Below are 26,790 nucleotides of genomic sequence, written 5' to 3' on the forward strand. Positions count from 1 at the left end.
GACCCGCGCCGTCACGCCACCGATCCGATGCGCCCCGCGGGACCGCGCCGGTTGTCCGGGTGGATGGGCGTGTGCGCTCCCGTCAGGGAGATCCCGCTGCCGCCGCGGCGGTCGGCGACGATCTCCGCGGCGATGGAGAGGGCCGTCTCCTCGGGCGTGCGCGCCCCGAGGTCGAGGCCGATGGGTGAGCGCAGCCGGGCCAGTTCGAGTTCCGTGACGCCGACCTCGCGCAGCCGGCGGTTGCGGTCCTCGTGGGTGCGGCGCGAGCCCATGGCGCCGACGTAGGCGACGGGCAGCCGCAGCGCGAGGCGGAGCAGCGGCACGTCGAACTTGGCGTCGTGGGTCAGGACGCACAGGACGGTACGGGCGTCGACGGAGGTGCGCTCCAGGTACCGGTGGGGCCACTCGACGACGATCTCGTCGGCGTCGGGGAAGCGGGCGCGCGTCGCGAAGACGGGGCGGGCGTCGCACACGGTCACGTGGTGGCCGAGGAACTTGCCGACCCGTACCAGCGCCGAGGCGAAGTCGATCGCGCCGAAGACGATCATGCGGGGCGGCGGCACGCTGGACTCGACGAGGACCACGAGCGGCGCCCCGCACCGTGACCCGTCCTCGCCGATCTCCACGGTCGCGGTGCGCCCGGCGTCGAGGAGGGCCCGTGCCTCCTCGGCCACCGTGCGGTCCAGCTCCGGATGTCCGCCGAGCCCGCCCTCGTACTCCCCGGTGGGGCGGACGAGGAGGGCGCGGCCGAGCAGTCCGGCGGGGCCCGAGGCGACCCGGGCGAGGGCCGCCGCCCGCCCCGCGGACGCCGTGGCGAGCGCGGTGGCGAGCACCGGCCGTGCCGCGTCGTCGGCGCGGACCGGGGTGACGAGGATGTCGATGACGCCGCCGCAGGTCAGGCCCACGGCGAAGGCGTCGTCGTCGCTGTAGCCGAAGCGTTCGCGCACGGTCTCGCCGTCCGTAAGCGCCTGCTGGCACAGCGCGTAGACGGCGCCCTCCACACATCCGCCGGAGACCGAGCCGATGGCGGCGCCGTCGGCGTCGACCGCGAGGGCGGCGCCGGGTTGCCGGGGCGCGCTCCCGCCGACCGCCACCACGGTGGCTACGGCGAAGTCGCGTCCCTGCTCGACCCACCGGTTCAGCTCGTCGGCGATGTCCAGCATGTCGGCCTCCTCGAAGGCGTTCGGCGGCCCGGCGTGCCGGGCGCGGGCCGTGCGGATGTGCGGAGGGTCAGGGCGTCAGTGGACGCCCAGCCAGCTCTCGATGGGGTTGAGGGCGAAGTAGACGATGAAGATGAGCGTCAGGCCCCACATGAAGGCGCCGATCTCGCGGGCCTTGCCTTGGGCGATCTTGATGGCGACCCAGGAGATGACGCCCGCCGCGACACCGGTGGTGATGGTGTACGTGAAGGGCATGAGCACGACGGTCAGGAAGACCGGGATGGCGGTGGCGCGGTCGGCCCAGTCGACGTGCCGTGCGTTCATCATCATCATCGCTCCGATGACGACGAGCGCGGCGGACGCGACCTCCTGGGGCACGATCGCGGTGACGGGCGTGAAGAAGAGGCAGGCCGCGAAGAAGAGGCCGGTGACGACCGAGGAGAGGCCGGTGCGCGCGCCTTCGCCGACGCCGGTCGCGGACTCCACGAACACGGTCTGGCCGGAGCCGCCCGCGACGCCGCCGATGGCGCCGCCGGCGCCGTCGATGAACAGCGCCTTGGACAGGCCGGGCATGCGGCCCTTCTCGTCGGCGAGGTTGGCCTCGGTGCCGACGCCGATGATGGTGGCCATCGCGTCGAAGAAGCCGGCGAGCACGAGGGTGAAGACGATCATGCCGACGGTCATCGCGCCGACCTCGCCCCAGCCGCCGAACTCGACGTCGCCGAGGAGCGAGAAGTCGGGCGAGGAGACCGCTCCGCCGTGCAGTTCGGGGGCGCCGTTCGCCCACTGCTTCGGGTCGATGACGTCGAGCGCGTTGAGCACGACGGCCACGACGGTGCCGGTGACGATGCCGATCAGGATCGCGCCGGGGGTGTTGCGCGCCTGCAGCATGAAGATCAGGAGCAGGGTGCCCGCGAAGAGCAGGACGGGCCAGCCGGAGAGTTCGCCGGCCGGGCCGAGGGAGAGCGGGGTGGCCTTGCCGGGGTGCACGAAGCCGCCCTTGACCAGGCCGATGATGGCGATGAACAGGCCGATGCCCATGGTGATGCCGTGCTTGAGGGCGAGCGGGATGGCGTTCATGATCATCTCGCGCAGCCCGGTGACCACGAGGAGCATGATCACCACGCCGTACATCACGCACATGCCCATGGCCTGCGGCCAGGTCATCTCGGGGGCGACCTGGGACGAGATCACTCCGGACACGGAGAGCCCGGCGGCCAGCGCGAGCGGCACCTTGCCGATGAAGCCCATCAGGAGCGTGGTGACCGCTGCGGCGAGCGCCGTGGCGGTGATCAGGGCCTTCTGGCCCATGGTGTCGCCCGCCGCGTCCTTGCCGGAGAGCAGGACGGGGTTGAGCAGGACGATGTACGCCATCGCCATGAAGGTGGTGATGCCGCCGCGCACCTCGCGCGCGACCGTCGATCCCCGCAGGGATATGTGAAAGTACCGGTCGAGCCAAGACCTTCCGGCCGGGACGCGTGAGCCGGGGCCCGCGTCCTCTGCGGTGGTCTTGGGCTCCACTGACGACTGGGTCATGGTGCCTACTCCCAAGGTTCACAGGGGCACCCGCGCGAGTGGCGGGATTTGGGATGGTGCATTGGCTGCACGACCCGGGGGACGGCCCGAGACGAACGACGCTCCCACGTGGGGAGGGGAGCCCGACTCCGGGCGGTGCGGGCGGGGAAGTGTGACGTTCCGGGGTTCGCCCGCACCGCTCGGAGAGCTTGGAGAGGGGGGACGGCCGGGGTGCTCCACCCCGGCCGGCGCCCTACATGCCGGTGAGGTGCTCGGGGCGTACCGGCGTCTTGTTCAGCTCCAGACCCGTCGCGTTCCGGATCGCCGCGAGGACGGCCGGGGTCGACGAGAGGGTCGGGGCCTCGCCGATGCCGCGCAGCCCGTACGGGGCGTGGTCGTCGGCGAGTTCGAGCACGTCGACCGGGATGGTCGGCGTGTCGAGGATGGTGGGGATCAGGTAGTCCGTGAAGGAGGGGTTCCTGACCTTCGCGGTCCTCGGGTCGACGATGATCTCCTCCATGACGGCGACCCCCAGGCCCTGGGTGGTGCCGCCCTGGATCTGGCCGACCACGGACAGCGGGTTGAGCGCCTTGCCGACGTCCTGGGCGCAGGCCAGTTCGATGACCTTGACCAGGCCCAGCTCGGTGTCGACCTCGACGACCGCGCGGTGCGCGGCGAAGGAGTACTGGACGTGGCCGTCGCCCTGCCCGGTCACGAGGTCGAAGGCGACGGTGGGGCGGTGGCGCCACTCGGCCTCGATCTCGACGCTCTCGTCCTCCAGGACGTCGACCAGGTCGCCGAGGACCTCGCCGCCGTCGGTGACGACCTTGCCGCCCTCCAGGACCAGCTCGGCGGTGGCCCACGCGGGGTGGTAGGAGCCGAACTTGCGGCGGCCGATCTCCAGGACCTTCTCGCGCACCAGCTCGCAGGAGTTCTTGACGGCGCCGCCGGTGACGTACGTCTGGCGCGAGGCGGACGTGGAACCCGCGCTGCCCACCTGGGTGTCGGCCGGGTGGATGGTCACCTGCGTGACGCCCAGCTCGGTCCGCGCGATCTGCGCGTGGACGGTGACGCCGCCCTGCCCGACCTCGGCCATGGCCGTGTGCACGGTCGCGACGGGCTCGCCGTTGATGACCTGCATGCGCACCTTGGCGGTGGAGTAGTCGTCAAAGCCCTCGGAGAAGCCGACGTTCTTGATGCCGACCGCGTAGCCCACACCGCGGACGACGCCTTCGCCGTGCGTGGTGTTGGACAGGCCGCCGGGCAGCTGGCGCACGTCGGCGCCCTCGCTGGACTCCCACTGGCGCTCGGGCGGCAGCGGGCGGGCCTTGACGCGGCGCAGGATCTCGGCGACCGGGGCCGGCGAGTCGACGCGCTGCCCGGTCGGCAGGAGCGTGCCCTGCTCCATGGCGTTGAGCTGCCGCAGCTCGACGGGGTCCATGCCCAGCTTCGCGGCCAGCTTGTCCATCTGCGCCTCGTAGGCGAAGCACGCCTGCACGGCGCCGAAGCCGCGCATGGCGCCGCAGGGCGGGTTGTTGCTGTAGAGCGCGATGGCCTCGATGTCGACGTCGTCGATCACGTACGGGCCGACCGACAGCGAGGCGGCGTTGCCGACCACGGCCGGGGAGGCCGACGCGTAGGCGCCGCCGTCCAGGACGATCTTGCACTTCATGTGTGTGAGCTTGCCGTCCCTGGTGGCGCCGTGCTCGTAGTGGAGCTTCGCCGGGTGGCGGTGCACATGGCCGAAGAAGGACTCGAAGCGGTTGTAGACGATCTTGACGGGCTTGCCGGTGCGCAGCGCCAGGAGGCAGGCGTGGATCTGCATCGAGATGTCCTCGCGCCCGCCGAAGGCGCCGCCGACGCCGGAGAGCGTCATGCGCACCTTCTCCTCGGGCAGGCCGAGGACGGGAGCGATCTGCTTGAGGTCCGAGTGCAGCCACTGGGTGGCGACGTACAGCTCCACGCCGCCGTCCTCGGACGGCACGGCGAGGCCGGACTCCGGGCCGAGGAAGGCCTGGTCCTGCATGCCGAAGGTGTACTCGCCCGTGACGATGACGTCGGCCTTCTCGGCGGCCTCGGCGGCGTCGCCGCGGATGATCGGCTGGCGGTGCACGATGTTGGGGTGCGGGACGTGGCCGATGTGGTGGTCGTCGCGGCCCTCGTGGACGAGCACGGCGTCGGGAGCGGTCGCCGAGGCCTCGTCGGTGATGAGGGGCAGCTCCTTGTACTCGATCCGGATCTTGGCGGCGGCACGGCGCGCGGTCTCCGGGTGGTCGGCGGCCACGATGGCGACCGGCTCGCCGTGGTGGCGGACCTTGCCGTGGGCGAGCACCGGGGTGTCCTGGATCTCCAGGCCGTAGTTCTTCATCGGGGCCGGCAGGTCGTCGTACGTCATGACCGCGTAGACGCCGTCCATGGCCAGGGCCTCGGCGGTGTCGATCGAGACGATCTCGGCGTGCGCGACGGTGCTGCGGAGCGTCTGGCCCCAGAGCATGTCCTCGTGCCACATGTCCGAGGAGTACGCGAACTCGCCGGTCACCTTCAGGGTGCCGTCGGGGCGCAGCGTCGACTCGCCGATGCCGCCCTTGGTCTGCGAACCCTGGGTGATCTTGGTGGGGGCTCCGGTCGTTCCCATGATCAGACCACGCCTTCCTGGGGTGCACGGTCCTGGCGTGCGGCCGCGAGGCGCACGGCGTCCAGGATCTTCTCGTAGCCGGTGCAGCGGCAGAGGTTGCCCGAGAGCGCCTCGCGGATGTCGGCGTCGGTGGGCTGCGGGTTCTTCTCCAGCATCTCGTCGGCCGCGACGAGGAGGCCCGGGGTGCAGAAGCCGCACTGGACGGCGCCCGCGTCGATGAAGGCCTGCTGGATCGGCGAAAGCGCCGCGCGCGGGGAGGCGCCGCCGCCCTCGCCGGTCGGGGAGCCGGCGGCCCCGCCGGAGGGGCGGGCCTGCCACTGCCGGGCGTCCTGGAGCGAGGTGCCGCAGGCGCCGGAGGCGCAGCCGCCGTGCTCGTCGCGCTGCCTGGCGAAGTCGGCGAGCCCCTCGACGGTGACGACGTCGCGGCCCTCCACCTGCCCGGCGGCCACCAGGCACGAGCAGACCGGCACCCCGTCGAGACGGACGGTGCAGGAGCCGCACTCGCCCTGCTCGCAGGCGTTCTTGGAGCCGGGGAGCCCCATGCGCTCGCGCAGCACGTACAGGAGGGACTCGCCCTCCCAGACGTCGTCCGCTTCCTGCTGACGGCCGTTGACCGTGAAGTTCACGCGCATCATGCGACTCCCTCTGTGCTGCGGCCCGTGCCGCGGTACGACTCCCAGGTCCAGCCCAGCGTGCGGCGGGCCATGATGCCGACGGCGTGGCGGCGGTAGCTCGCCGTGCCGCGCACGTCGTCGATCGGGTTGGCGGCGCCGGAGGCCAGCTCCGCGAACTGCTTGGCGACCGAGGGGGTGATGATCTTCTTGCTGTCCCAGAAGCCGCCCTCGTCGAGCGCGGCGTTCAGGAACTCCTCGGCCGCCTTCGCCCGGATGGGGGTCGGCGCGGCGGAGCCGATGCCGGTCCGCACGGTCCGGGTCTCGGGGTGCAGCGCGATGCCGAAGGCGCACACGGCGATGACCATGGCGTTGCGGGTGCCGACCTTGGAGTACTGCTGCGGCCCGTCGGCCTTCTTGATGTGGACGGCCCTGATCAGCTCGTCCGCGGCGAGCGCGTTGCGCTTCACGCCGGTGTAGAAGTGGTCGATGGGGATGCGGCGCGAGCCGCGCACCGACTCCACCTCGACCTCGCAGCCGGCGGCGAGCAGCGCCGGGTGCGCGTCGCCCGCGGGGGACGCGGTGCCGAGGTTGCCGCCGACGCCGCCGCGGTTGCGGATCTGCGGGGAGGCGACCGTGTGCGAGGCGAGCGCGAGGCCCGGCAGCTCGGCACGGAGTTCCTCCATGATCCGGGTGTACGGGACGGAGGCGCCGAGCCGGACGGTCTCCTCGCCCACCTCCCACTCGTTCAGCTCGCCGACGCGGTTGAGGTCGAGCAGGTACGCGGGGCGGCGGTGGTCGAAGTTGATCTCCACCATGACGTCGGTGCCACCCGCAATCGGCACAGCCGTGGGGTGCTCGGCCTTGGCGGCGAGCGCCTCCTCCCAGCTGGCAGGGCGAAGGAAGTCCATGAGGCTCTCTTCTTAGTGTCGAGGGTCGTTCGCTGCGAGGGACACCGTTCAGGCCACCGGGCCGTTGGTCCCTCGACTGCTCGTTCATGTGCTGTTCACGCGGAGTGGGGCAAGTACACAGCCCGGTGCTCCGATGGGGTCAGTCACCGAAACCATGAAGGAGTTGGCTGGCCACGTCGCGCGTCTTGTAGATTCATATGAAGAACAGGCCTCAGAAACCTCGCGGCATCCCCCGGGAAACCGCAGGCACCCGACGGCGCAGGGCCCCGGCGTGACAGAGCGCTTTTTCTTGTACACCCCATTCGAGACAGATCGGCGGCGACGACACATGCGGCTGCGCGCACTCCTTGACACCGACGCGCTGGGCCTGCGGCTGCTCGGCGGTGAGGACGAACTGGACCGCGCCGTGCGCGGTGTGATGACCACGGACCTGCGGGACCCCAGCCGCTACCTCGCGGGCGGCGAGCTGGTCCTCACCGGCCTGGCCTGGCGCCGCGACGCCGCGGACAGCGAACCCTTCGTGCGCATCCTCGCCAACGCGGGCGTCGCGGCCCTCGCGGCGGGCGAGGCCGAGCTGGGCGCGGTCCCCGACGACATCGTGGAGGCCTGCGCCCGGCACCGGCTGCCGCTCTTCGCGGTCAACGAGTCCGTGGCCTTCGCGACCATCACCGAGCACGTCGTGCGCCAGGTCTCCGGCGAGCGCGCGGGCGACCTCGCGGCCGTCGTCGACCGCCACCGGCGCCTGATGACCTCGGGTCCCACGGGCGGCGGCCCCGACGTCGTCCTCGACCTGCTCGGCAGCGACCTGGACCTGCGGGCCTGGGTCCTGTCCCCCGCCGGGCGCGCTGTCGCGGGGTCGAGCGCCGGCGGCGCCACCCTGCCGCGCCCCGTCCGCGCCCGCCTCGCCGCGGAGCACCTGGCCGCCACCCGCACCGGGCGGCGCGGCCCGCACCGGGCGGTGGTGGACGGCGTGACGTACTCGCTGTTCCCCATCCGGACCAGGGCGGCCCTGACGTCCGTGGAGGCCCGGGCGCGTGGGGCGGCCGGGGCGCGTGACGTGCGCGAGACCGTCCTCTCCGACTGGATGCTGGCGGTGGAGGCCGACGCGGGCGACTGGCCCGAGGAGCGCCTCGACCTGCTCCAGGGCGTGACCCAGCTCATCGCCGTGGAGCGCGACCGGCGCGACGCGGCCCGTACCGTGCGCCGCCGCCTGGCCCAGGAGGTCCTGGAACTGGTGCAGACGGGCGCGGCCCCGGCGGAGATCGCCGCCCGGCTGCGGGTCGCGGCGCCCGTGCTCCTGCCGGGCCTCGGCGCGGCCCCGCACTGGCAGGTCGTGGTGGCCCGCGTGGAGTGGGAGAACGCGGGGATCGAGGGCGGCCCGGTGGCCCAGTCGCTCCTGGAGGAGATCCTCGTCGACCCGTCCCCCGGCTCCCCGGCCGACGCGAGCGGGGGCGGCTCCCTTCCCGCCGGGCCCGAGCCCTCCGACCGCATCGCGGTCGCGCACACGGGTGACGAGGCCGTCGCCCTCGTGCCGCTGCCCGCCGTCTCGGCCGAGCACGACGGCTCCGAGACCGGCCTGCTCGCCGACTCGCTCCTGGAGGCGGTCCGGGCCCCGCTCTCCGCGGGCCTCGACGGCGACGGCCGCCTCACCCTCGGCGTCAGCGCCTCCGTGCACTCCGCCGAGGGCCTGCGCGGCGCCCTGGAGGAGGCGCGGCACGCCCGCCGGGTCGCCGCCGCCCGTCCGGGCCGGGTCTGCGCGGCCGGGCACCAGGAGCTGGCCTCGCACGTCCTGCTGCTGCCGTTCGTGCCGGACGACGTGCGCCGGGCCTTCACCGCGCGCCTCCTGGACCCCCTGCGCGAGTACGACAAGCGGCACCGGGCCGAGCTGATCCCCACCCTGGAGGCGTTCCTCGACTGCGACGGCTCCTGGACGCGGTGCGCGGCGCGACTGCACCTGCACGTCAACACCCTGCGCTACCGGGTGGGCCGTATCGAGCAGTTGACGAGCCGTGACCTCTCACGCCTGGAGGACAAGCTCGATTTCTTCCTCGCCCTGCGCATGAGCTGAGGAAAGACCCCGCGAACGGGTCCCGGCGGCCGGACGCGCCCGTCCGCCGGGGCCCGTTTCCCGCCCGCCCTTTGTGAAATCTTTCACCCGGCCTCTTGGCCAGGCGCCGCCATCCATGCTGAGATTCGCCCACGACTCAACAGCTCAATGGTGTGCTCGGGGAGGGCAACGTGGCGCATACCGCCATGTCTGGTACCGGAACGACTGCAGGGGACGATCCACTCCAGACCGCGGTATGGCGGCTGCGCTCGCGCGGCTGCTGGACCGACGCGGCAGCCCTCCTGGCGCCGCGGCCCGGAGCCGGCCCCGCCGTGCAGCGGACGGCGCTCCTCGTCGAGCGCTGCCTGTTCACCGGGGACGGCTGGGGCGAGGCCGAGGACAGCCTCCGTACCGCGGAGGCCCTGGCCGAGGACGACGACGACCGGGGCGCGGCGGCCTGCGAGCGCGGCCAACTGGCGTACGCGTCCACGGTGTTGGGGGTACGCGACCGGGCCGACGAGGCGCGTACGGCGCTCGGCAGGGCCGCCGCGCTGCTCGCCCCGAACGCCGCGCGGCGCCCCCTGCTCGACTTCCGCCGGGGCCTCATCGCCGAGCACATCGCCAACTCCCCGCAGGCCGCGAAGGCCGCGTACCGCAGGGCCCACGCCGGCGCCACGGCGCACGCCGATCCGCTGCTGCTCTCCTTCACATGGCGGCACCTGGCCGGGCTCGCCCTGCGCGACGGCGAGCTGGCGGAGGCGCGGCACGGCTTCGCGGAGTCGCTGCGCCTGCGCGAGGAGCTGGGCTACCTAGTCGGCACGGCCCCGGCGCTCGCCGCCCTCGCCGAGGTGGAGCCCGAGCCGGAGGCCACGCGGCTGCGCGCCGAGGCCACCCGCCTCTTCCGCCTCCTGGGGGGCGTGCCCGCCTGGCTCTCCCAGCACCTGACGCCGCCGGCCCCCGCGGTCTGAGCCGGGGCGGGAGGGGCGGCGCCTTTCGGCTGGGTCCGAGCGGGGCCCGGTGCGTGCGGCCGCGAGGCGGAGGAGGGTGACGACGCGTTGGAGGCGCCCCCTGTTCGAGCGGAGCCGAGAAATCGGGGGAGTCGGCAACCGACGACAACGCCGATGGGGGGTCCCCCGTGCCGTTCAGGCGTACGGAAGTGCGTGCCGGACCCCGCGACACCGGGCAGATCCCCACGAACGGCCCTAGCCGTGCGCCCCGGTGAAGTGCTCCCTGACCAGGGACGAGACGACGTCGATGTCCTGGGCGACGAGCGCTTCCAGGAGCGCCGTGTGCTCCGCCGCGTCCGCGACGAGGTCGGCCCTGCGGCCCGCGACGGGGCCGCTGACCAGGGGCCACTGGGAGCGCCGGTGGAGATCGGCCGCCACCTGGACGAGCTGCCGGTTGCCGTCGAGGGCGAGGACCGCGCCGTGGAAGGCGCGGTCCGCCTCGGCGTAGCGCGCGAGGTCGCCGTCGGCCGCGGCCGCCACGGTCGCGTCGGCGAGCGGGAGCAGCGCGCTCCAGCGGGCCGCGGGGACGGTGCGGGCGAGCCGCAGCATCACCGGCACCTCGATCAGGGCCCGCACCTCCGCCAGCTCCCCCAGCTCCCGGGCGCTGTGCAGGACGACCCGGAAGCCGCGGTTCGGCACGACCTCCACGGCCCCCTCGCTCGCGAGCTGCTGCATGGCCTCGCGGACGGGGGTCGCGGAGACGCCGAAGCGCTCGCCGAGCACCGGCGCGGAGTACACCTCGCCGGGCCTGAGCTCACCGCCCACGAGCGCGGCCCGGAGCGCGTCGAGGATCTGCTCCCGCACGGAGTTGCGCCGCACCGTCCCGCGCGGCCGGTCCGCCGCGCCGGGCGTGCGCTCTCCCCCCGCGGCCCCGCGGCCCCCGGGCCCCGGCTGCTCCGGCACCCGGACGCGCGCGACCCCCACGAGGGGATCCACCTCACGCGCCCCGGCCTGCTCCACCACGTCCACCCGCGTCCGTTCGCTTCCATTCGCTTCAAGCCACCCACACGTACGAGAGGCACCCTAGGCGGACACGTCCGCGGTTGAAACCTCGATCATTTCGGGTAAGGTAAGGCTTACCTGCAATCGATCGCGATTCGGTGGTCCCCGCATGTCCGTTCAGACCTTGGCCGCGCCCGCCCCGAGCGCCCCCAGCGCCGTCGCGGACTCCTATGCCCGCCTCTTCGAGGTGTACTCCGGACTGCGCATCACCGAGCTCGGCCACGGCGAGCAGGCCCCCCAGGGCGGCGGCTGGGTCACCGCCGCGCGGCTCGCGGAGGCCGGGGACGACCTCGACGCGTTCCTCGCCTGGGACAGCGCGCAGGTCCTGAAGGACTACGGCACCCAGGCACGGCCGGACGTCATCGCGAGCTTCGGCCTGCACCGGTACGCCTGGCCCGCCACCCTGCTGATCACCGTCCCCTGGTTCCTGCACCGCCGCGTCCCGCGCTACCCCGTGCAGAACGTCTCCTTCCAGCGCACCCTGGGCCGGATGGCCGTACGCGCCGAGAGCTTCGCCTGCCTGCCGGACGACCCGGCCGCCGCGCTGCCCGGCGCCCGCGTCGTCCCCGACGAGGAGGCGCTGCGCGCGGAGGTGCGCCAGGCGGTCGCCGAGCACCTCGGCCCGCTCCTCGACGGCTTCGGCCCCCGGATGCGGCGTCGCTCGCGCGCCCTGTGGAGCGTCGCCACCGACGAGATCGTCGAGGGCCTCTGGTACGTCGCGCACCTCCTCGGCGAGGAGCGGCGCGCCATGACGGAACTGGAGCTCCTGCTCCCCGGCGCCACCAAGCCGTACGTGGGCACGGCCGGCTTCCGGGAGCTGACGGGCCCCGACGGCGAGGCGCTGCCCACCCGCGACCGGGCGAGCTGCTGCATGTTCTACACGCTGCGCCCCGAGGACACCTGCGTCACCTGCCCGCGCACCTGCGACACGGAGCGCGTCGCCCGGCTGAGCGCCGCCGCGGCGAACTGAACCCGCGCCGCGAACCACCCTTTCGCGTCCACTCGCTCGAACTGAACTCCCGCTTCCCAGAGGCGTGTTCGAGTAAGAACGCGCTCTCAGTGCTCCCTGGCGCCCCCTTGGCGTCTTCTTGCCCCGAAACCCCTTGCACGCCTTCGCGGTCAGGTCAATATGGCGCCGAAACGCCCTACCGCGACGCAAGGGACCCCAGATGAGACTGACCGACATATCGCTGGACTGGCTGCTCCCCGGCGGCGTCCTGCTCCTGGGCATGCTGGTGGCGGTGGCGGTGCTCGCGCGCGGGAAGCGAGGCCACGCGAAGGCGGACAAGGACACCTCGGGCGCCGACTCATGGGAACGCAGCGAGGAGCGCCGCAGGCGCAAGGAGGCCATCTACGGCAGCGCCTCCTACGTCCTGCTGTTCTGCTGCGCCGCGGTCGCCGCCGCGCTCTCCTTCCACGGGCTCGTCGGCTTCGGCCGGCAGAACCTGAGCCTCTCCGGCGGCTGGGAGTACCTGGTGCCGTTCGGCCTGGACGGCGCGGCGATGTTCTGTTCCGTCCTCGCCGTGCGCGAGGCCAGCCACGGCGACGCGGCGCTCGGCTCGCGGCTGCTCGTGTGGACGTTCGCCGGGGCCGCGGCCTGGTTCAACTGGGTGCACGCCCCCCGGGGCCTCGGCCACGCAGGCGCCCCGCAGTTCTTCGCGGGGATGTCGCTCTCGGCGGCGGTGCTCTTCGACCGCGCGCTGAAGCAGACCCGCAGGGCGGCGCTGCGCGAGCAGGGCCTGGTGCCGCGCCCGCTGCCGCAGATCCGTATCGTGCGGTGGCTGCGCGCGCCCCGGGAGACCTTCGGCGCCTGGTCGCTGATGCTCCTGGAAGGCGTGCGCTCCCTGGACGAGGCCGTCGAGGAGGTGCGGGAGGACCGCAGGGAGAAGCAGCGCACCCGGATGCACCGGCGCGACAAGGAGAAGCTGGAGCGCGCCCAGCTCAAGGCGATCAGCCGCGGCCAGCGCGGCTACGCGCGGGGCGGTCGCCAGGTCGACGTGCAGGCCGTCCCCTCGGGCGCCGGGCCCGCGCAGGTCGGCGCGGACCCTGCCATAGCCGGGCAGGAACAGCTGCCGTCGCGCGCCCGTCCCTCCCTCCAGGCCGTCAAGGGTGACCCTGACGCCGCCCCCGTCACCGTCGACCTCACGGCGGAGGACGACACCCAGGCACTGCCCCGGCTCGACTCACTGGAGCGGAAGCTCAAGGATCTGGAGCAGCAGTTCGGCTGACGCCTTCGGACCCGCGTCCGCGTCCGAGCAGAGCGGCGGTGACACGGTGCTGACCGTGTCACCGCCGCTGCGTCCTCACGATGCGCACGGGCCGCTCAGGCCGCGCTCCCGCCGCCCAGTTCGAACCACACCGCCTTGCCCACGCCATGGGCCCGCACCCCCCACGCGTCGGCGAGCGACTGCACGAGGACGAGGCCCCTGCCGTGCGTACTGTCGTCGGGGTCCGGCGCACGCGGTTCGGGGCGGTTCCCCGCGAAGTCGCGCACCTCGACGCGCAGCCCGCGCGGGCCCACGCTCGCGGTGACGACCGCGTCGTCATCGGTGTGCACCAGGGCGTTGGTGACCAGTTCGCTGGTGAGCAGTTCGGCCACGTCGGCCGCCCCGGGCCTGCCCCACTGCCGCAGGAACTCCCGCAGGGCGCCCCTGACCTCGGACACCGCGCGCAGATCCGCCTTGGCCAGCCTGCGTCTGAGCTGGGCCGTGGCCGGAACCGCCGGGACGGCACAGGCTTCTCTCCCCGCCTCGTTCGGCGAGGGGTTCCCCAGCCCCCCGGGGGCGCCCCCACGTGTCTGCCTCGTCATGTTCCCCGCCCACAGAGCGATGTCCTGGCCTCCTCGTTCGAACTGCCTCTCGGAATGCATGCCCCGGGCCAGGACCCCCACTCCTGTCGAATCGTCAACCATTCGCAGGGGTGTGCCCGGGGCTCGCGGGGAAGTGAAGCCGTGGACCCCGCCTCCGAGCGTTCGAGGAGCCCGCGTGCACGACGACAGACTGCTGGTGGAAGGCCGCCTGGAGCGGGCGCTGCGCCAGTTCATCCGACCCGCCCAGTACGCGCACACGACGCCGCTCGCCCTCTCCGTCTGGCACGCGCCGGGCGAACCGGTGCCCGTGGCGACGGCCCTCGACGCGGACTACGAGCCCTTCGAGACCGGCACGGAGTGGGGAAAGCCCTGGTCCACGAGTTGGTTCCGGCTTCGGGGCGTGGTGCCGGACAAGTGGCGCGGACGCCGGGTCGAAGTGGTCGTCGACCCCGGGTTCAGCGGGGACGGGCCCGGATTCCAGGCGGAGGGGCTGGTGTACGACGCGGCGGGCGTCCCGATCAAGGGAGTTCACCCGCGAAACCGGCATATTCCCGTGGCCTCCCCGGCCGAGGGCGGCGAGCCGGTGCACCTGCTCCTGGAAGCGGCGGCCAATCCGGCCGTCCTGCACGACTTCGCGCCGACGCCCCTTGGCGACGTCCTGACCGCAGGGAATCGCCCGATCTACCGATTCGCGTCTGCCGACCTGGCCGTACTGGACGAGGAGGTGTGGCGACTGGTCCTGGACATCGAGGTCCTCACCGAGCTGATGGAGCAGCTGGAGGCCGACCGGCCGCGACGCCACGAGATCCTGCGGGCGCTGGAGGACATGCTCGACGCGCTCGACCTGCACGACGTGTCCGGCACGGCCGCCGCGGCCCGCGCCGCGCTGGCGGAGGTGCTCGCGAGGCCCGCCCACGCCAGTGCGCACTGCGTGTCGGCCGCCGGCCACGCCCACATCGACTCGGCGTGGCTGTGGCCGCTGCGCGAGACGGTGCGCAAGGCCTCGCGGACCTTTGCCAATGTGACCGCCCTGGCCGAGGAGTATCCGGAGCTGGTCTTCGCCTGCTCCCAGGCGCAGCAGTACGCCTGGGTGAAGGAGCACCAGCCGCACATCTGGGAGCGGATCAAGAAGGCGGTCGCGGACGGGACGTGGGCGCCGGTGGGCTCGATGTGGGTCGAGTCGGACGCCAACATGCCGGGCGGTGAGGCGCTCGCCCGGCAGATCACGCACGGCATGCGGTTCTTCCGCGAGGAACTGGGCGTGCGGACGGAGGAGATCTGGCTGCCGGACTCCTTCGGCTACACCGCGGCCTTCCCGCAGCTCGCCAAGCTCGCGGGCGTCCGGTGGTTCCTCACGCAGAAGCTGAGCTGGAACCAGTCGAACAAGATGCCGCACCACACCTTCTGGTGGGAGGGCATCGACGGCTCGCGGGTCTTCACCCACTTCCCGCCCGTCGACACCTACAACTCCCAGTTCCACGGCGCCGAACTCGCCCACGCCGAGCGGAACTTCGCCGACAAGGGCCGCGCGACCCGCTCCCTGGCGCCGTTCGGCTGGGGCGACGGGGGCGGCGGCCCCACCCGGGAGATGATGGAGCGGGCGCGGCGGCTCCGCTCCCTGGAGGGCTCGCCGCGCGTCGAGATCGAGAAGCCGTCGGCGTTCTTCGCGGCGGCCGAGGAGGAGTACGGCGCCCGGGCCCCCGTCTGGTCGGGCGAGCTGTACCTGGAGCTGCACCGCGCCACGTACACCACCCAGGCGGCCACCAAGCGCGGCAACCGGCGCTCCGAACACGCCCTGCGCGAGGCGGAGCTGTGGTGCACGGCGGCGGCGGTGCGCGACCCCGCGTACGTCTATCCGTACGACACCCTGGACCGGCTGTGGAAGACGGTGCTGCTGCACCAGTTCCACGACATCCTGCCGGGGTCCTCGATCGCCTGGGTGCACCGGGAGGCGCGGGAGACCTACGAGCGGGTGCTCGCCGAGCTGGACGAGGTCACGGCGGCGGCGGTGCGCTCGCTCGGCGCGGGCGGGCCCGCGGTCCTGAACGCCTCGCCGTACGCCCGTGACGAGGTCGTGGACGCCGGTGACGGCACCCTGGCGCGGGTCTTCGTGCCCGCGCTCGGCGCCCGGGGCCTGGACGACGCCGGCCATGGCCTCGGCTCCGGCGCGGTCGCGCACACCACCGGGGAGACGATCCTCCTCACCAACGAGCATCTGAGCGCGACGGTCGACGCGGCCGGGCTGCTCACCTCCGTCAGGGACCTGGACGCCGGGCGCGAGGTGCTCGCGGCCCCCGGCAACCTCCTCCAGCTGCACCCCGACCACCCCACGCACTACGACGCCTGGGACCTGGACGAGCACTACCGGCGGCGGCACACCGACCTCACGGAGGCGGAGTCCGTGGAGCTGGTCGAGGACGGGCCGCTGCGGGTCGCGGTGCGGGTGGTGCGCGCCTTCGGGGCGTCCCGGATCACCCAGGAGATCCGGCTCGACGCGGGCAGCAGGCGGCTCGACGTCGTCACGGACGTCGACTGGCGGGAGTCGGAGAAGGTGCTCAAGGCGGCGTTCCCGCTGGACGTGCACGCCGAGCGCTCGGCCGCCGAGATCCAGTTCGGCCATGTGCACCGGCCGACCCACGCCAACACGGGCTGGGACGCCGCGCGGTACGAGATCTGCGCGCACCGCTGGCTGCGCGTGGCCGAGGAGGGCTACGGCGTCGCGCTGCTCAACGACGCGACGTACGGCCACGACGTGACGCGCGCCGAGCACGGCGGGGCGCTCGGCACGACCGTGCGGCTGACGCTGCTGCGGGCCCCGCACAGCCCTGACCCCGAGACCGACCGGGGCACGCACCGCTTCACGTACGCCCTGCTGCCCGGGGCGACGACGGGCGACGCGGTGGCCGGGGGCCTGGCGCTGAACCTGCCGCTGCGGGTGGCGCAGGCGCCCGTACTCGCGCCGCTGGTGAGCGTCGGCCATCCGGCGGTCACGGTCGAGTCCGTCAAGCTCGCCGACGACCGGAGCGGTGATGTGATCGTGCGTCTCTACGAGTCGCGCGGCGGCCGGGCGGCGGCCACGCTCGCCACGTCGTTCCCCGTGGCGCGCGCGGAGGTCACCGACCTGCTCGAACAGCCACTGCACGAGGCGGAGACGGGCGAGGCCGGGCTCTCGCTCGCGCTGCGGCCGTTCCAGATCGTGACCCTGCGGCTGCGGCCCGCCTGAGCCGGTGGAACGCCGGGGCTCTCAGGGCCTCGGCATGTTCCGCAGGTTGGAGCGGGCCATCTGGAGCATCCGGCCCACGCCGCCGTCCAGGACGATCTTGCCCGCGGAGAGCGCGAAGCCGGTCACCATGTCCGAGCTGATCTTGGGCGGGATGGAGAGGGCGTTCGGGTCGGTGACGACGTCGACCAGGGCGGGGCCCTTGTGCGAGAAGGCGTCCTTCAGGGCGCCCGCGAGCTGCTTGGGCTTCTCCACGCGGACGCCGTAGGCGCCGGCGGCGCGGGCGATGGCGGCGAAGTCGGGGTTGTGGTTGTCCGTGCCGTACGAGGGCAGGCCCGCGACCAGCATCTCCAGCTCGACCATGCCGAGCGAGGAGTTGTTGAACAAGACGACCTTCACCGGCAGATCGTGCTGGACGAGGGTGAGGAAGTCGCCCATCAGCATCGAGAAGCCGCCGTCGCCGGACATCGAGACGACCTGCCGCCTGCGGTCGACGAACTGCGCGCCGATCGCCTGCGGCAGGGCGTTCGCCATCGAGCCGTGGCTGAAGGAGCCGATGATGCGGCGCTTGCCGTTGGGGGTGAGGTAGCGGGCCGCCCAGACGTTGCACATGCCGGTGTCCACGGTGAAGACCGCGTCGTCGGCGGCGACCTCGTCGAGGACGGACGCCACGTACTCGGGGTGGATCGGGACGTGCTTGTCGACCTTGCGGGTGTAGGCCTTGACCACGCCTTCGAGCGCGTCCGCGTGCTTCTTGAGCATCTTGTCGAGGAACTTGCGGTTCGTCTTCGGCGAGACGCGCGGCGTCAGACAGCGCAGCGTCTCGCGGACGTCGCCCCAGACCGCGAGGTCCAGCTTCGAGCGCCGCCCGAGGTGTTCGGGGCGCACGTCGACCTGGGCGATCTTGACGTCGTCGGGCAGGAACGCGTTGTACGGGAAGTCCGTGCCGAGCAGGATCAGCAGATCGCACTCGTGGGTGGCCTCGTACGCGGCGCCGTAGCCGAGCAGTCCGCTCATCCCCACGTCGAAGGGGTTGTCGTACTGGATGAACTCCTTGCCGCGCAAGGCGTGGCCCACCGGCGACTTGATCTTCTCGGCGAACTCCATGACCTCGGCGTGGGCGCCCGCCGTGCCGCTGCCGCAGAACAGCGTGACCTTGTCGGCGGCGTCGATCATCTTCGTCAGCCGCTCGATCTCCGCGTCACCGGGGCGCACCGAGGGCCGGGACGTCACGAGGGCGGTCTCGGCGGCCTTGGCGGGGGCCGGTTCGCCCGCGACGTCGCCCGGCAGCGCGACGACGCTGACGCCGGACTGGCCGACGGCGTTCTGGATGGCGGTCTGGAGCAGCCGGGGCATCTGCTTCGGGCTGGAGATCAGCTCGCTGTAGTGGCTGCACTCCTGGAAGAGCCGGTCGGGGTGGGTCTCCTGGAAGAAGTTGAGCCCGATCTCGCTGGAGGGGATGTGCGAGGCCAGGGCGAGGACGGGCGCCATGGAGCGGTGGGCGTCGTACAGGCCGTTGATGAGGTGGAGGTTGCCGGGGCCGCAGGAGCCCGCGCAGGCGGCGAGCCTCCCGGTGATCTGGGCCTCGGCGCCGGCCGCGAAGGCGGCGGTCTCCTCGTGCCTGACCTGGATCCAGTCGATGTCCGGGGTGCGGCGGATGGCGTCGACGACCGGGTTCAGGCTGTCTCCGACGACCCCGTACAGACGCCGCACGCCCGCGCGGACGAGAATGTCGACGAACTGCTCGGCGATGTTCTGCTTGGCCATGCCGTACGCACCTCTCCAGCCTGGTGATCCGTGGACCCGGTCCTCGTTCCCCCGCTGGGTCCATGAATTCACAGGTACGGCGGTCATGCCTCCCAGACGCCCGCGGCCGTACGGTCGTCCGCGTACCCCTTGGCCCGCACCTGGACGTCGGCCAGGAAGTCCGCGAGCCCCGGCGGGCCGCTCTTGTGCCATCTGCGGGTGAGGTGTTCGGGCAGCTCCGGCTCACCGCGCAGGGGCTCGGCGAGGCCGCCGCTGCACAGCAGGAGCGTGTCACCCGGCCGGCCGACGGAGGCACGGAACCGGAACGGTTCGCGGGGCGGCTCCGCGGCCGGTTCGTAGGGGCTCGGGGGCGTGGTGATGTTCAGGTCCATGGTGAGGCGGTCGCCCTCCGCCGTCCGCGGGGGCGGTGAGCCGAAGCCGACCACGGCCTCGCCGGAGGCCTCGGCGACGCGGGGCTCGATGTCCTGCCACGCGCCGTCCCGCAGCCGGAAGAGGCCGCCCGCGCCGACGCCGAAGAACACGCGGGTACGGCACCGGGGGTCGGCCGGCAGCAGGAGGCAGCGCAGGGACGCCGCGTACTCGCCGGGGTCGAGGCCGAGGTCGGCGGCGTGCGCGCGGAGCCTGCCGAGGCTGCGGTCGGTGAGGCGGTGCAGCCCCGATTTCAGGTCGCCGCGCCGGGCGGCCCTGATGTCCTCGGCGAGCCGCCGGTGGCTGCGGCCCACGGCCCTGCCGATCCAGGCGCAGGCCTCGGCTGCGGCCCGGTGCGCCCCGGGGGTGGCGCGGGCGCCGGTGGCCATGGCCACGAGCAGCAGGGCGTCGTCGCCGCTGCCGAAGCGGGCGGTGAGCAGAAAGTCGCGGCGGGGCTCGCCCCGGTACCTCGCGGAGTCGCCGCGCAGGGAGGCGGCGCGCAGGGTCCAGGTGCCGTACCTCGCGCCGTCGAGGACGGTGTCGGCGACGAGATCGCCGAGGTCGTCGGGGTCGGCGGCGGGCAGGGCGGTGGGCTCGGCCTCGTAGGTCGGCGGCCCGTCGCCCACGTAGTCGCTCCCGGCGCCGATCCCGGCCGAGCGGGGCTCGGGCCCCCGGAGTCCGCCGTCCTCCCGGAGCCCGCCGTCGGCGGCTGCCCCGGGCTCCTCGGTGGACACCACGGGCCCGGCCCCCGACCCGAACGTCACGGGACCCCTGGGCCCCTCGGGCGGCTCCCAGGGGGCGGGGGCGACGGGGGTGGTGGGCGGCGTGGCGGGCCGCGCCGGGCTTCGCGGAGGCGGCACGGCTTCGGGCGCCGGCTGCGCGGGGGCCTCGCGCGGTGCCTGCGCCGGAGCCTTTCTCGGGGTCTTCTCCCGGGCCTCCCTCGGGGCCTTCTGCGGGGCCTGCGGGGCCTGCGGTGCCTGCGCCGGGGCCTCTCTCGGGGTCTTCTGCGGGGCTTCCCTCGGGGTCTCCGGGGCCTGCGTCGGGGCCTCCGGGACCTGCGCCGGGGCCTCTCTCGGAGCCTTCTCCCGGGCCTCCCTCGGGGCCTTCTCCCGGGCCTCCGGGGCCTGCGCCGGGGCCTCTCTCGGGGCCTTCTCCGGAGCCTGCGTCGGGGCCTCCGGGAGGCCGTCGCCCGGGGAGTCGCCGGAACGCTGGGCGGGGAGCGGCTGAGCGGGAGCGGGCCCGGCGGGGGCGTCTTCCCTCCCCGGGGCGTCCTCCCGCACCGGGGCCGCTTCCTGCACCGCGTCCGCCACCGAGGCGAACCGGTCGTCGAGGGTGTCCGGCGCGGGCGCCGGTCCCACGTCCTGCGTGGCGTCGTCGTACAGCTGCCCCCACCAGTCGTCGTCGCGACCGGTGCGCCTCTCCCCCTGCTGGCTCATGCCCCCAATTTTCCACGGCGCGGCCCCCACGAAAACGGTGCTTCCGGAAATTCCGGCCATGGCGGGGGCGGCGGGGCCGCTCCGGGGACACCGAGGGCCGCCGGGCGGACCCACCCCCCACGGGAGGCCCGCCCGGCGGTGCCGGTGTGGCCGTCGCGCGTCGTACGTCGCACGCGCGGGCCACGGTCTGTGTGCCGGACACCGGTGGGCGCGCCCGGCCTGTGGCCCGCGTTCCCCATGGCGGCGGGTTCAATCCACGGCCCGCCCGCGAGGGGCGGCCGGTCCGTATGCGTGATCCCCGGCCGGGGGATGATGTTCCGGGGCGGGTTCGCGCCGTGGCTGCTTCCCGCCGCGCGCCGCCGGATCGGGCCGTCGGAACGGAGCCTGGGGAGGGACGTCGCCGCATGCTGGCAGCGATAGGTCTGGACGAGACGCACGAGTCGGCGTACCGGGCCCTGGTGGCGGTGGGCGCCGCCGACGTGCCCGATCTGGCACGCAGGCTCACCCTCGCCGAACCGGAGACGGAGCGGGCGCTGCGCCGCCTGGAACGGCACGGCCTCGCGGCGCAGGCCTCGGGCCGGGCGGGGCGCTGGGTGGCGGCTCCGCCCGGCGTCGCGCTCGGCGCGCTCCTGACCCAGCGGCGGCACGAGCTGGAGAAGGCGGAGCTGGCGGCGACCCTGCTCGCCGAGGAGTACCGCGCGCAGGCCGTCGAGCCGACCGTCCACGACCTGGTCGAGGTGGTGACGGGCGCGGCGGCCGTCTCGCAGCGCTTCCTCCAGCTCCAGCTCGGGGCGAGCGACGAGGTGTGCGCGCTGGTCACCGGCAGCCCCATCGCCGTCTCCGGCATGGAGAACGACGCCGAGGAGGTGGCCGCGGGCCGCGGCGTGCGCTACCGCGTGGTCGTCGAGCGCTCGGTCCTCGACATGCCGACCGGCCTCGTCGAGCTCTCGGCGGCGATCGGCCGCGGCGAGCAGGTGCGGGTGGTGGACCGCGTGCCGACCAAGCTGGTGATCTCCGACGCCGCCCTGGCGATGGTGCCGCTGACCTCGCGCACCGCCGAGCCCGCCGCGCTGGTGGTGCACGCGAGCGGCCTCCTCGAATCCCTGGCGGGCCTGTTCGAGGCGGTCTGGCGGGACGCGCTGCCGCTGCGCATCGGCGAGGACGGCCGCACCGTCTCGGAAGAGGCGCCCGAGGGCCCCAACGGCACGGACCTGGAGATCCTCTCCCTGCTTCTCGCGGGCCTGACCGACGCGAGCGTCGCCAAGCAGCTCGACCTCGGGCTGCGCACGGTGCAGCGCCGGGTGAAGCGGCTGATGGAGCTGACGGGCGTGACGACGCGGCTGCAACTGGGCTGGCACGCGTACGAGCGCCAGTGGGTGGCACGCCGGCCCCGCCCGCTCCGGGGCTGAGCTGACCTGCGGTTCGGCGGGATCTGTCGCATTCTGGGCAGATGGGAGTCTGGGAACTCCTGCTGGTCGCTGTGGTGATGCTGCTCGGCCTGTGCGGGGTGCTCGTACCCGGTGTGCCGGGGCCGTGGCTGGTGTGGGCCGCCGTCCTGTGGTGGGCGCTCCAGGACCCGAACGGCCTCGCCTGGGCGATTCTCGTCGGCTCGTCCGTGGTCCTCCTCGCGGCACAGGCCGTGCGCTGGCAGCTGCCCGCGCGGCGGCTGCGGGCGAGCGGCGCGACGCGCCGGATGGCCGTCTTCGCGGGGGCCGGGGCCTTGCTCGGCTTCTGCGTGATCCCGGTGATCGGCGCCCTGCCCGGCTTCGTCGCCGGGATCTACACCGGGGAACGGCTGCGCCTCGGCCGCCACGGCGAGGCGGTGACGGCGACACGGACGGCCATGCGGAACGGCGGCACCAGCGTCCTGGCCGAACTGTTCGCCTGCCTGCTGATTCTGGGGGCGTGGCTGGGGGCGGTGCTCTGGGGGTAGGCCCGCTGCCGTCACCGTCCGGATCGGGCGGGGGCGGAGCGGGGGGCGGGTGCTGGCTGGGCCCGCCTTGGGCCGGGCGGACCGGACGACTTGGCGGGCCTCGGGTCGCGGGTCTTGGGTCTCGGATCTCGGGTCTCGCAGCCTTGCGGCTCGGCGGGTTTGGCGAGGCCTGGCGGGTCTGGTCGGCCTCGCGTCTGGGGCTGCGGCCCGGGGGCCCGGCGGGATTTGGCGGGCTTGGCCTACCTCGCGGCTGGGGCTCGGCGGGGCTGCGGCCTGGAGGTCCGGCAGGGCTCGGCGGGCTTGGCCGTACTCGCGCCCTGGGGCCCAGCGGGGCTGCGGCCCGGGGCCCGGCGGGCCTGCGGCTTGGGGCCCGGCGGGGCTTGGCAGGCCTGCGGCCTGGGCCCGGCGGGGGGGGCTAGTGGGGCGGCTCGCCGGGCGCGGGTTTGATGCCCGTCCCCTGGGACCTGAGCGCCTCATCCATTCTGTTCTGGAATTCCTGCTCCCTGCCTCGCTTCTCGGCCTCCTTCCGCTCCTGCTCCTTTCTGGCCTGCTCGTTCCGCTTCTCCAGCTCTTTCTTCTCCGCGTCCTTCTTTTGCTGTTCCTTCTTCTCCCGCTCCTTCCGCTCTTGCTCCTTCTTCTGCTGTTCCTTCTTCTCCTGCTCCTTCTTCTGCTCCGGCTTCTTCTGCTGCTCCCCCTTGCCTTCCGGCTTCTTCTGCTGCTCCCCCTTACCCTCGGGCTTCTTCTGCTGCTCCCCCTTACCCTCGGGCTTCTTCTGCTGCTCCCCCTTACCCTCGGGCTTCTTCTGCTGCTCCCCCTTACCCTCGGGCTTCTTCTGCTGCTCCCCCTTACCCTCGGGCTTCTTCTGCTGCTCCCCCTTACCCTCGGGCTTCTTCTGCTGCTCCCCCTTACCTTCCGGCTTCTTCTGCTGCTCCCCCTTACCTTCCGGCTTCTTCTGCTGCTCCCCCTTGCCCTCCGGCTTCTTCTCCTGCTCGCCCTTGTTCTTGTTCTCCTGGGATCGATCAGCCATTTCCGTCACCCCGCATCGCGGTGGACCGGACAGCGGCTCCGTCGCCGCCCGAGCTGCAAGCTGCCGCCGGCAGAACTCCCCTTACAGCAATTATGAGAACGGAGGCCTCGCCACCGCGAGCGCGGTGCAGAGGCAAATGCCCCGCACCTCGGCTACCTTGAAAGGAGGTGGGAACAGAGGCCGCCGCCTGCGGCAGGACCAAGCTGAGCAAGGCATTCCCATGGTCACCGACCCGATCACCACCGCCACCGTCAACTACTTCCAGCGCGCCTGGCTCGTTCCGGAACTGCCCGGGGAGACGGCGACGGCCGGACCGCCGCACTGCCGACGCGTCGTACGGATCGCGGGAGTCGGCCAGCCCACCCGTCCGGCGCCGCCGCGTGTGGACGGCACGCCGGTCGAGCCGCCGACCCTGCCGCTGCTCGTCGGCCTCGCGGGAGCCGGCGTCCCGATCGCGTTCCTGCTGGAAGGCCATGGTGAAGGCGTCAGCGTGCGGCTCGGCACGTGGTCGCAGGACGGCGTGAGCGACGCGGCGCTCGACGCCAGGCAGGCGATGCTGCTCGCCGTGTTCGACGCCTCCTACCCGGCCGTGGACACCGCCGCCGCGGCAGCCGAGACCCCGGCACTCGGTTACGGCGCCGTGGGCCTGGGCGTGCCCGCCCCGCCCGTGGCCGATCCGCGTGACGGCGCGCTGCCCGTCGACCGCCTCGTGCGGTCGATGACGGGCCGCCGCTGGGCGGCGCTCGTGCTCGCGGCGCCGGCCGGCGCCGACGAACTCGGCGCGGACCGCAACCGCGTCCTCAACGAAATCCGCGCGGTGGCCGCCGCCGTGCAGGCCGCGGACCGGCGCAGCCCGCTCGCCGAGCACTACCAGACGCTGCTGGAGAGCCGCCTCGACGCGCTCGCGGACGCCCAGCGGCGTGGTGGCTGGCGGACGGCCGTCTACCTGCTCGGCGAGCACCCGCGAGACCTCGCGGCGCTGACCAGCGCCTGGCGGGCGGTCTTCTCCGGCGGACCCCTGGTCCCGGAAGCGGTCCGCACGGTCACCCATCCGACGGTCGCCGAGCTGGCGACGGGCTGGGCGCTGCCGGACGGTCCGGAACGACCCGGCCCCAGCGGCTACCAACACCCGTACAACGCCCAGACGTTGCTGAGCTCCGCCCAGCTCGCCTCCTACGTATGCCTGCCGGCCTTGGAGACCGCGGGGTTCAGTGTGCGCGTCGTGCCGCGCTTCGACGTGGTGTCACCCCCGTTCACCGGCCCGGGCGTGGACATCGGCTCGGTCGTGGAGCGGGACCGGCCGAGCGGCACGGGGTTCGCCGTGCCGCTGGACTCGCTGGCCCGGCACGTCTTCGTCGCCGGGGTGACCGGATCCGGCAAGAGCAACTCGGTCCTCCACCTGATCCGCCAAGTGGCCGCCGCGGGCGTCCCGTTCCTCGTGATCGAGCCGGCCAAGGCGGAGTACCGCGCGCTGCTGCGCGACCCGGCCGTCGGCCCGTCACTGCGCGTCTTCACCCTGGGCCGTGAGACCGTCTCGCCCCTGCGCCTCAACCCCTTCGAGGTGCCCAAGGGCGTCTCGGTCGCCGCGCACATCGACCTGCTGCGCGCCGCCTTCGAGGGGGCGTTCGGCATGTGGGTCCCGCTGCCGCAGGTGCTGGAACGCTGTCTGCACGAGGTGTACGAGGACCGCGGCTGGGACCTGCGGACCGACACGAACCACCGCCTCGACCCGGACGCGGCGGCCTGGTCCGCCTGCCCCACCCTCAGTGACCTCGTCACGAAGATCCCCACGGTCAGCCGTTCCCTGGGGTACGACGCGGACGTCACCGCCAACGTCGAGGCCGCGCTCAGCACACGCGTCAACAGCCTGCGCGTCGGCGGCAAGGGCGCGCTGCTCGACGTACCGCGGTCCTTCCCGACGGCCGAGTTGCTCGCGGCTCCGACCGTCGTGGAACTCGAGGCGATGGGCAGCGACGACGACAAGGCGTTCGTCATGGGCCTGCTCCTCATCCGGCTCGCGGAGCACCGCAGGGCGCAGGGGCAGCGGTCGGCACTCACTCATCTGTTCGTCGTCGAGGAGGCGCACCGCCTGCTCGGCGCGGTGCGGCCGGTGCGGGGGGAGAACGTCGCCGATCCGCGCGCGGGCGCGGTCGAGACGTTCTCGAACCTGCTGTCCGAGATCCGCGCGTACGGTCAGGGCGTCGTCATCGCCGATCAAGTACCCACCCGGCTCGACCCGTCCGTCCTCAAGAACACCCTGCTCAAACTCGCCCATCGGACGGTCGCCGCCGATGACCGCTTCGCCCTGGCGACCACCATGGGCATGGACCAGAAGCAGTCCGAGGCCCTCGTCCCGCTGGACGTCGGGCGGGCCGCGGTCTTCGGGCACGGCGCCGACGCCCCCGTGCTCGTGCAGGTCCCGCCCGCGAAGGACGACAGGCTGATCCGGGAGACCGACGACGGCGCGGTGCGCGACACCATGGCCCTGTGGCGCAGGGCGGCCGGATGGGACGCGTACTGGCTGGCCAGGCCCTCGTGCGCGGCGGTCTGCGTGGGCCACTCCCGGGAGTGCGAAGCCGCACGGGCGCTGCTCGACGACAGCGGCGTGCGCCGTACGTTCACCCGGATCGCGCTGTCCCTGCTGGCCGATGCCGACAGCCTCGAACGCACCTGGCCGGACCTCGTCCAGACCGTCCGCCCCCGTCGCCCGCCGCGGCTCGACGAGACGGCGCTGCTGCGCTGCCTGGCCTCGCACGCACCCGACTGGTACGCGGAGAGGCAAGGCGCGCGGGCGGGCTGGACGTACAGCGCGACGCTCGAATACGCCGAACTGCTGCGGCTGGCGCTGCTCGCTCCGGCCGGGAGCCGCGCCGCGGCGGTCGAGACGTTCCGTGCGTTCGCGACGGCACGGCACGCCTGCGACATTCCGCCGTACCCCGGCTGCGACGCGGTGTGTCCGGACCACACCTGCCTCTACCGGGGAGCGGCGGCCGACGTCGTCGCGACGGGACGCTACGACGCGTCCTGGGCGGCGGCGGACGCCGCGGACCGGGGCGAGGGCGACCGGGAGGCCACGTGGGGGGTCTGCGACGCGGTGGCGTACGAACTGATGGAGTACGCGCCTGACGACGCGTCACCCGAGCAGAGCGCCCGGATCTCGGAGAGCAGGCGGCGGGTCGGTCTGTGCTTCGCCCAGCAGATGATCGCGGCGGACCCCACCGAACTGCCGCGCTCGGCGCGGCGGATCATCGACACCCTGCTCGCCCGGCCCGCCGACGGAAGCGAATGAGCGCCGGACCCCG

At 73.4% G+C, this 26,790-nt stretch carries 18 protein-coding genes; 8 read left to right on the forward strand and 10 right to left on the reverse strand.

All coding sequences use genetic code 11. The features are described 5' to 3' along the window. Positions 1 to 11: 11 nt before the first annotated feature. From DCW30_RS26215 to DCW30_RS26235, 5 genes are all read right to left on the reverse strand, one after another. A complete protein-coding gene (locus tag DCW30_RS26215) occupies positions 12 to 1,163 on the reverse strand; it encodes an XdhC family protein (RefSeq protein ID WP_076683937.1) in 1,152 nt (383 codons plus the stop codon). 75 nt (positions 1,164 to 1,238) lie between these two features. Next, positions 1,239 to 2,696, reverse strand: a complete 1,458-nt coding sequence (locus DCW30_RS26220; protein ID WP_062773368.1) for an NCS2 family permease — start codon at positions 2,694 to 2,696, stop codon at positions 1,239 to 1,241. Between the two features lie 232 nt (positions 2,697 to 2,928). Then, positions 2,929 to 5,310, reverse strand: a complete 2,382-nt coding sequence (gene pucD, locus DCW30_RS26225) for a xanthine dehydrogenase subunit D (protein WP_076683938.1) — start codon at positions 5,308 to 5,310, stop codon at positions 2,929 to 2,931. Between the two features lie 2 nt (positions 5,311 to 5,312). Further along, positions 5,313 to 5,942 (reverse strand): (2Fe-2S)-binding protein, encoded by a 630-nt coding sequence (locus tag DCW30_RS26230; protein ID WP_062773360.1) that lies wholly within the window; start codon positions 5,940 to 5,942, stop codon positions 5,313 to 5,315. Next, on the reverse strand, positions 5,942 to 6,832 hold the full coding sequence (locus DCW30_RS26235; RefSeq protein WP_076683939.1) for an FAD binding domain-containing protein: 891 nt from the start codon (positions 6,830 to 6,832) through the stop codon (positions 5,942 to 5,944). Before DCW30_RS26235 ends, DCW30_RS26230 begins: the two co-directional genes overlap by 1 nt. Before the next feature lie 328 nt (positions 6,833 to 7,160). Here DCW30_RS26235 and DCW30_RS26245 point away from each other — a divergent pair, with 328 nt between their 5' ends. Next, positions 7,161 to 8,900: a PucR family transcriptional regulator gene (locus DCW30_RS26245; RefSeq protein ID WP_076683941.1), complete on the forward strand. Its 1,740-nt coding sequence runs from the start codon at positions 7,161 to 7,163 to the stop codon at positions 8,898 to 8,900. Between the two features lie 170 nt (positions 8,901 to 9,070). Then, positions 9,071 to 9,847, forward strand: a complete 777-nt coding sequence (locus tag DCW30_RS26250) for a hypothetical protein (protein ID WP_076688748.1) — start codon at positions 9,071 to 9,073, stop codon at positions 9,845 to 9,847. Between the two features lie 234 nt (positions 9,848 to 10,081). Here the strand turns inward: DCW30_RS26250 and DCW30_RS26255 are convergent, their stop codons facing one another. Beyond that, positions 10,082 to 10,846: a GntR family transcriptional regulator gene (locus DCW30_RS26255; protein ID WP_076688750.1), complete on the reverse strand. Its 765-nt coding sequence runs from the start codon at positions 10,844 to 10,846 to the stop codon at positions 10,082 to 10,084. Between the two features lie 151 nt (positions 10,847 to 10,997). Between DCW30_RS26255 and DCW30_RS26260 the strand changes: the two genes are divergently transcribed. Further along, a complete protein-coding gene (locus DCW30_RS26260; RefSeq protein ID WP_076683942.1) occupies positions 10,998 to 11,858 on the forward strand; it encodes a (2Fe-2S)-binding protein in 861 nt (286 codons plus the stop codon). A gap of 199 nt (positions 11,859 to 12,057) precedes the next feature. Further along, the gene (locus tag DCW30_RS26265) at positions 12,058 to 13,116 is read left to right on the forward strand and encodes a DUF2637 domain-containing protein (protein ID WP_076683943.1); all 1,059 of its coding nucleotides are present in this window, start codon (positions 12,058 to 12,060) and stop codon (positions 13,114 to 13,116) included. Between the two features lie 95 nt (positions 13,117 to 13,211). On the opposite strand, the gene DCW30_RS26270 is transcribed toward DCW30_RS26265, so the two are convergent. Beyond that, a complete protein-coding gene (locus DCW30_RS26270) occupies positions 13,212 to 13,697 on the reverse strand; it encodes an ATP-binding protein (RefSeq protein ID WP_076688752.1) in 486 nt (161 codons plus the stop codon). Between the two features lie 175 nt (positions 13,698 to 13,872). Here DCW30_RS26270 and DCW30_RS26275 point away from each other — a divergent pair, with 175 nt between their 5' ends. After that, positions 13,873 to 16,920, forward strand: coding sequence for an alpha-mannosidase (locus tag DCW30_RS26275; protein ID WP_076683944.1), 3,048 nt, complete (start codon positions 13,873 to 13,875; stop codon positions 16,918 to 16,920). 21 nt (positions 16,921 to 16,941) lie between these two features. Here DCW30_RS26275 and DCW30_RS26280 read toward each other — a convergent pair whose 3' ends face one another. Then, positions 16,942 to 18,684 (reverse strand): pyruvate dehydrogenase, encoded by a 1,743-nt coding sequence (locus tag DCW30_RS26280; protein WP_062773340.1) that lies wholly within the window; start codon positions 18,682 to 18,684, stop codon positions 16,942 to 16,944. Between the two features lie 83 nt (positions 18,685 to 18,767). Beyond that, positions 18,768 to 20,528, reverse strand: coding sequence for a protein phosphatase 2C domain-containing protein (locus DCW30_RS26285; protein WP_076683945.1), 1,761 nt, complete (start codon positions 20,526 to 20,528; stop codon positions 18,768 to 18,770). A 404-nt stretch (positions 20,529 to 20,932) separates the two neighbouring features. On the opposite strand from DCW30_RS26285, the gene DCW30_RS26290 reads away from it, so the two are divergent. Both DCW30_RS26290 and DCW30_RS26295 read left to right on the forward strand, forming a co-directional pair. Beyond that, positions 20,933 to 21,937 (forward strand): helix-turn-helix transcriptional regulator, encoded by a 1,005-nt coding sequence (locus DCW30_RS26290; RefSeq protein ID WP_076683946.1) that lies wholly within the window; start codon positions 20,933 to 20,935, stop codon positions 21,935 to 21,937. Positions 21,938 to 21,978: 41 nt separating this feature from the next. Continuing rightward, entirely contained in the window at positions 21,979 to 22,461 is a 483-nt protein-coding gene (locus tag DCW30_RS26295) for a DUF456 domain-containing protein (RefSeq protein ID WP_062773330.1), read from the forward strand. A gap of 415 nt (positions 22,462 to 22,876) precedes the next feature. On the opposite strand, the gene DCW30_RS36870 is transcribed toward DCW30_RS26295, so the two are convergent. Then, positions 22,877 to 23,488 carry a hypothetical protein gene (locus tag DCW30_RS36870; RefSeq protein ID WP_162933554.1) on the reverse strand — a complete coding sequence of 204 codons (612 nt, stop codon included), beginning with the start codon at positions 23,486 to 23,488 and terminating at the stop codon, positions 22,877 to 22,879. Between the two features lie 220 nt (positions 23,489 to 23,708). On the opposite strand from DCW30_RS36870, the gene DCW30_RS26310 reads away from it, so the two are divergent. Next, positions 23,709 to 26,777, forward strand: coding sequence for an ATP-binding protein (locus DCW30_RS26310; RefSeq protein ID WP_076683947.1), 3,069 nt, complete (start codon positions 23,709 to 23,711; stop codon positions 26,775 to 26,777). The last annotated feature ends 13 nt before the right edge of the window (positions 26,778 to 26,790 follow it).

Source organism: Streptomyces alfalfae, assembly GCF_004127445.1.
Lineage (GTDB): Bacteria > Actinomycetota > Actinomycetes > Streptomycetales > Streptomycetaceae > Streptomyces > Streptomyces alfalfae.